This is a genomic window from Dyella sp. (genome assembly GCF_035277725.1).
Taxonomy (GTDB): domain Bacteria; phylum Pseudomonadota; class Gammaproteobacteria; order Xanthomonadales; family Rhodanobacteraceae; genus Dyella_B.
Genome location: NZ_DATEJY010000190.1, coordinates 1 through 6,086, shown reverse-complemented (window position 1 = coordinate 6,086; position 6,086 = coordinate 1). Strand labels below are relative to the sequence as shown.

The 6,086-nt window shown below is 58.0% G+C and carries 6 protein-coding genes; 3 read left to right on the top strand and 3 right to left on the bottom strand.

Translation table 11 applies throughout. The features are described 5' to 3' along the window. Window positions 1–148: 148 nt before the first annotated feature. Together VJR68_RS16315 and VJR68_RS16310 are read left to right on the top strand one after the other, a co-directional pair. The gene (locus VJR68_RS16315) at window positions 149–370 is read left to right on the top strand and encodes a hypothetical protein (protein WP_324149438.1); all 222 of its coding nucleotides are present in this window, start codon (window positions 149–151) and stop codon (window positions 368–370) included. Between the two features lie 599 nt (window positions 371–969). After that, on the top strand, window positions 970–2,082 hold the full coding sequence (locus VJR68_RS16310) for a hypothetical protein (protein ID WP_324149436.1): 1,113 nt from the start codon (window positions 970–972) through the stop codon (window positions 2,080–2,082). Window positions 2,083–2,176: 94 nt separating this feature from the next. Here VJR68_RS16310 and VJR68_RS16305 read toward each other — a convergent pair whose 3' ends face one another. The 3 genes from VJR68_RS16305 to VJR68_RS16295 form a co-directional block, all read right to left on the bottom strand. Next, window positions 2,177–2,572: a RidA family protein gene (locus tag VJR68_RS16305; protein ID WP_324149434.1), complete on the bottom strand. Its 396-nt coding sequence runs from the start codon at window positions 2,570–2,572 to the stop codon at window positions 2,177–2,179. A gap of 64 nt (window positions 2,573–2,636) precedes the next feature. Next, entirely contained in the window at window positions 2,637–3,113 is a 477-nt protein-coding gene (locus VJR68_RS16300; protein ID WP_324149432.1) for a hypothetical protein, read from the bottom strand. A gap of 35 nt (window positions 3,114–3,148) precedes the next feature. Continuing rightward, complete coding sequence (locus VJR68_RS16295) at window positions 3,149–3,847, bottom strand: glutathione S-transferase N-terminal domain-containing protein (RefSeq protein ID WP_324149430.1); 699 nt, start codon at window positions 3,845–3,847, stop codon at window positions 3,149–3,151. Window positions 3,848–4,449: 602 nt separating this feature from the next. Between VJR68_RS16295 and VJR68_RS16290 the strand changes: the two genes are divergently transcribed. Next, window positions 4,450–5,736, top strand: coding sequence for an SGNH/GDSL hydrolase family protein (locus VJR68_RS16290; protein ID WP_324149428.1), 1,287 nt, complete (start codon window positions 4,450–4,452; stop codon window positions 5,734–5,736). Window positions 5,737–6,086: the final 350 nt, after the last annotated feature.

Genomic DNA, 6,086 nt, shown 5'->3' with positions numbered 1-6,086 from the left:
CCTCGGGGTCAACCGATGCAAACATCGCGGCACTCAATTGGAATACAGTTCTTTTGTACCCGTACCAGGGGCCATCTACGCAGGTCGCTTCGATTGAGATCACGCCGACCATCGTCATGCCAGTGGGTTGGCGGTTCGCCTGCCGGGCATGAAGCTTCTTTCCATCGACGGGCAACCATTTTCGATCGATCACTTAAAGCGAACGATCCAGCATGCCAAAGCAACCCTGGCTTCCATTGAATGCATTGTTGAGAATGACGATGTAGCCTCGACACTCACCCTTGCGTATCACGGCGGAGAACAGTATCCCGCCCTGGAACGGATTGCCGGAACAAAGGATCGCCTGTTCGACATAGCTGCGCCACGCTAGCGCCTTCGATTGCGCATCAGGTTGGGGCTAGGCGACCACCTCGATCCTCGTTCGATCTAAATCGCAACGACTTCAAGTGATCTCTCGACGCCCTACTCCCGGATAACGCGCCCTAATCGGAAACCCCACACCCCGTGGGTCAGCTGTGCCTCGGCTAGGTTGCGCCACACAAAGCGCACATGGCATGCGCCGAAGTCCGTGTGACTTGCGGCACTACTGGCTTCTTCGACTGCCGATGCAACCTGTCAGCGCTGCTGAGCTTCCTGGACTGGACAGACGGGTGACCGATGCGTGCCATCCTACGACGAGTAATGCTTGTTACCGCAAGTGTCGCGTTGACCCTCATGGTGATGGTGGGCGGATTAAACCTTGCGTTCCACTTCATTTTCCATCGCGCAGCGCCAAGCGCTGATTATCCGACGCCAGCGTCGCCGCTTGAGGCACAGCAGCAAGATGTCGACTATTTCACCAGGGTGATCGCGCGCGATCGTGCTTTTTCGCCCGCCGCACGTGATACAGCGCAAGCACGCCTCGCCGCTCTCCGAGCCCTTCCGGATGCGCTGCCGTCACCCACCTTGCATGTAGCGCTTATGCAAGTGATGGCGCTCGCCAACAATGGTCATTCTCGAATGGATGCAACGGCCGATCAGGGTGCGCTGGTCCTTCCGCTAAGGGTGACGCGCTTCGCGGAGGGTTTCTACGTCACTCGGGCGGAGAATGCCTATCGCGAGATGCTTGGAGGTCGCGTGGTGAGCATCGACGGGCAGCCGATTGATCAGGTATTGCATCAGTTGGATACGCTTCGCGGTGGTGTCGAGGATTTCCGTCGGGCGAATGATGCGACCTACATCGTCGTGCAGGACTTGCTGTACGGCTTGGGCATCGCCACTGATCCCAAGGCTTCAACCTGGACTGTCGTACTCGCGGACGGTCGAACGGTGACGCGTCGGTTGGACGCTTATTCGATGCACGAGGGCGACGGCATACCTAAGGGCGGGCGTTGGTTGTCGCCCGAGCCGAACAAAGGCGCCGAGCAAGCGTGGAGCGCTTACCATCCGCAATCCGCCGAGCTGCCGGAAACATGGCAGGATGTCGACAATCCGTTCCGGCTATTTCCTGCCACGAACAGCTGCGCCCAGGTAGTGAGCCTGCAGAGTATCGGTGACGTCGGCAGCCACCGCATTGCACCGTTTCTCGCTGCGACGGAAGCAACGCTTCGTGCTAACCCGCCTTGCGCCGTGATCCTTGACCTGCGTGGCGATGGTGGCGGCGATTACACCAATACCTGGCATTTCACGCATGTGCTGCCGAACTTGCTGGCGCCGGGAGGCCGCATCGTCGTACTCACCAATGCGGAGACGTTTTCCGCTGCCATCACGACTGCCGCATTCGCCAAAGATGCCGGCGGCGACCGGGTCACGATCGTGGGCGAGCCGGTCGGTGACCGTTTGTCCTTTTTCTCCGAGGGTAACAAAGCCTGCTTGCCCAATCTAAAGGTATGCGTCTACCCGCAAACGGCGAAACACGATTACCAACACCCCTGCGACAACTGGCGCGAATGCTTTTGGCTCAATTGGTTTTATCCCGTCAGGGTGAAAAGTCTGCAGCCGGATATCGTCGTGCCGCTCAGGTTTGAAGACTGGAACATGGGCCGTGACGCAGCCTATGAGACTGCCCGCGAACTCGCTATGCACCCGGGCCGAAAAATGTGAGTTCGAAGCGATAATCTTCAGGTATGGCCGACACTCTTCCTCGTTCCTGCGAAGGCGGAAAATCCACGAACGCCCTGCTCAAACAACACGTCCGTCAATCAAGCACCGCAATCGCATCGACCTCGATCAAGTAGCCTGGAGACAACGCTGCGACACCTACCACCACATCTGCGGGCTTGTGATTGCCGAACAAGGTTTTTCGCGCCTCTTCGATAATCGACAAGCATCGGTCGCGCTCGTAATTGACGACATAGACGGTGATTCTTGCGACATGCTGGGGCTCGGCTCCAGCGGCAGCAAGGGCGCGGCCGAGATTGGCGTACACCTGGCGCGCTTGGGCGGCCAGATCGCCATGGCCCACGAGTTTGCCATGGATGTCCTCGGGTTCCTGGCCAGAAATAAATACCAACTTGCTGCCCTTCCCCACGACGACCTGGGTATAGGTTTCCGGGATCGGTAAATCTGCCGGATTGATGTATTCAAGTGACATAGGTTTGCGACCCTCGGCTTGTGATGATTATCGCCAGTCAATGAATGCGCTATCTCGTGATGCCTCAAAGCTTAGGCACAGGTACGACGCGTAACGTGGCGGCGAACATGTCGCGCGTCTCCGGGTCGGTTATGTGCGCGGCGGCTTGCTGGGCGTCCACGTACTGCTTGGCGTGTTCCGCTGCGTTGCCTTCCGCATAAGCGACATTGGCTGCTATGGCGTGGGCAAACGCCTTCTCCCATGGCGCGCAGCCGTGTTGCTCGAAGTATGGTAGCGCTTTGCTTAAATAGTGTACTGCCGGTCCAGGGCGCTTGAGCAGTGCATACACGTGAGCGAGCAATTGCGCAGCATGGGCGTGATGGCTTGGCTCGCCAACCATGCTCCAGAAGTACATTGCCGCGTGTGCAGCGTGCAGCATTTCATCATCTTCCTCGCGGGCGCGATGAAGCATTTCTGCGAGCGTCCACGCGCGGTTGTTGGCCCGGGAAGCCAGGCGTCTTTGCCAAAGCGCGATGTCTTCAGGAGTTGGCTTGTCAGTCATACATCGATGCTCTTATTTCAACGAAATTGCTTTCCTCAGGTACTTGCCGTTACCAGCAGCCCGCGCTGCACCGCCGGACGCGAGAGTGCGCGATCGAGCCACCTCTGTACGTGGAGAAAACGATCGAAACCGACGAGTTCACGAGCTTCATAAAAGCCAATCAGATTACGTACCCAGCCGATCAATGAAATATCGGCAATGCTGTAATCCGCTCCCATCACCCAATCCCGACCTGCCAGGCGCTCATCGAGCACACCGAGCAGTCTTGCTGATTCGGTCACGTAGCGCTCCAACGGCCGCTTGTCTTCATAAGACTTGCCGGCAAATTTGTTGAAGAAGCCAACCTGACCGAACATCGGCCCGATCCCTCCCATCTGCCACATCAGCCACTGGATCGTTTCGTACCGCGTGCCGGGATCGGCCGAGAGGAGTTGTCCCGTTTTGTCAGCAAGATAGATCAGGATCGCTCCCGACTCAAACAACGCCAGCGGTTGATCGCCCGGCCCATGGGGGTCATAGATCGCTGGAATCTTGCCATTCGGGTTGAGTGCAATGAAGGCGGGATCGCGGTTTTCGTTCGCCATGATGTCGATCCGATGCGGCTCATAAGCGAGGCCGGTTTCCTCAAGCATGATGCCGATCTTCACCCCGTTCGGAGTCGGCAGTGAAAAGAGCTGGAGCCGATCAGGATGCTGCGCTGGCCAGCGCGTAAAAATGGGATGGTTGGGAGTCACTGTTCTTTTCCTTCGTTGATTGGCTCGTAAACAAAGCCCGGCCATGTTTCCAGATGTTCTTGGTTACCGCCAGGCTCTGCTCTTACGTGGGCATCGGATGTCGTCCTTCAGCACCAAGGCTCAGACCGTTCCCGCCGGCGCGTATTCCACGACATTGATCGTTTATGCCTGACATGTCGCGCATAACGCCATGCTCTGTCATGCGCAATGGACGACCGATTGGCTTTTCGATTTTCCAGTCAATTGGACCTTTTTAGTCAAACCCGATGTGATGACCATGCGGTGCCCCGGCCAGTTATGAAGCCATGATTTGCGATTCGATGCGAAGATTACCGCTACATCGCTACACATATCTTTCACGCTGATTTTCGCGGCAACAGGCGATCGCTATCGCGGCATTGAAGTCGGGGCACGCAGATAAAGGCATCACCTGTCATAACGCATTCACCGCACCACCAGCAGTAGAACGCCGCTCCCCACACGTACTCAAGAACGTTTTCGCGTGTCCGCCCGTCCGGGCGGCTTGTCACTTTCTGCACACGCTCCTAAACCGAACCACCCTCCGTAACACACGTGCAACCCACCACCAAGGAGAAATGGTTATGAGTAAGCGCGTATTCCAGAGAGGCACCCGCAGCTTTGCTTTGCTCGGAAAAGTCGTCGCCGTCACGGCGCTGGTTGTGATGTTGTCGGCAGCCTGCAATCAGCCACCATGGTTCGCTATGTGGTATGCAGCCCCGCAGAATTACAACATTCTTTTTCCTGGCGTTACCGTTCCACCGCAGGCGATCTCGAACCAGTCAGTGCGCCAGATCGTCCACACATCGCATGGCGGCAGCCTGATCCGCATCAAGCTTTCCAATTTCTTCGGCACCACGCCGGTCACGTTCGGCGAAGCTCACGTTGCACGCAGCACGGGCAATGGCGGCATTGATCCTGCTACGGATCGCAGGCTCCGATTCGGCGGCAACGGCACCGTAACGCTCGCGCCCGGCGAAGAACGCTGGAGCGATCCGGTTTACCTGCAGGTGCCGACGCAATCGGATCTGGCCATCAGCTTGTACGTGCCGCAGAACACGCCCGTCGTCACCACTCACACGATAGGCATGCAAACCAATTACCTGTCGCCCGGCGACCAGGCGGGTGCCGCGACGATGGCCAATGCCACGGCAACGACCATGTATTACTGGCTCAGCGAGGTGGATGCATCCACCGTCGATTCCTCTATCAGCGGCGCCAACCAATGGGCCCATCCGTACAAGGTGGTCGTGGCGTTCGGCGATTCGATCACCGACGGTTACGGTTCGACCACCGATGCCAACCGTCGCTGGCCCAACGACCTCGACAATCGCGTGCAGTCCGATGCTGAAGATCTTGGCCGCGTAAGCGTGGTCAACGCCGCCATCGCCGGCAACCGCTGGATCTACGACGGCGTCGGCCCAGCCGGCGTGACGCGATTCGCCCACGATGTTGCCGGCGTTTCGGGCGCGACTCACGTCATGATCCTATTGGGTATCAACGACATTGGCCTAGGCGAGGAAATTCCGCAGCAAAACGTTTCCGCCGATCAGATCATCGCGGCCATGCAGGCGACCATTGCGCAGGCGAAAGCCGATGGCATCAAGATTTACCTGGGCACCATTACCCCTTACAACGGTGCTTCGTACTACGACCCCGCCGGGGAAATGAAGCGCGAGGCCGTGAACGCCTTCGTGCGTTCGGCGAACAACGGCGCCGACGGCGTACTCGATTTCGACCAGGTCGTGCGCGACCCGTCCAATCCCACTGCCCTGTTGCCCGCTTACGACAGTGGCGATCATTTGCATCCCAACGATGCTGGTTACCAGGCGATGGCGAATTCCATTGATCTTGGTGTGCTTGAAAACTGATGGGCGGCAGCGATAAGCGCACGTCTAAACTGCATTCAAGCAGCATCTCAATCATCGCGAAATACGGTTCCCTCCCCTGCGCGCAGGGGAGGGTTGGGGGCTTTAGCGTGCAGCCTAAGGTCGCGATGATAAGAAGCCATGGGTTTCTTCGACATCAGGCTCGCGCCGCTCTCTATGCTCGCACCCCACCCTACCCCCAATGCTCCGAACTTAATCTTACTGTGTCATAAATTCACGAGGTGTTCTGAACGGGTGCTCGTCCGCAACATGGACAGCGCGGCAAGCTAGCTGCGAGCGCGAGGCTGAGAACGTAGCGTAGTGATGGTATCGAGTCGGGCACGTGTCGCTGG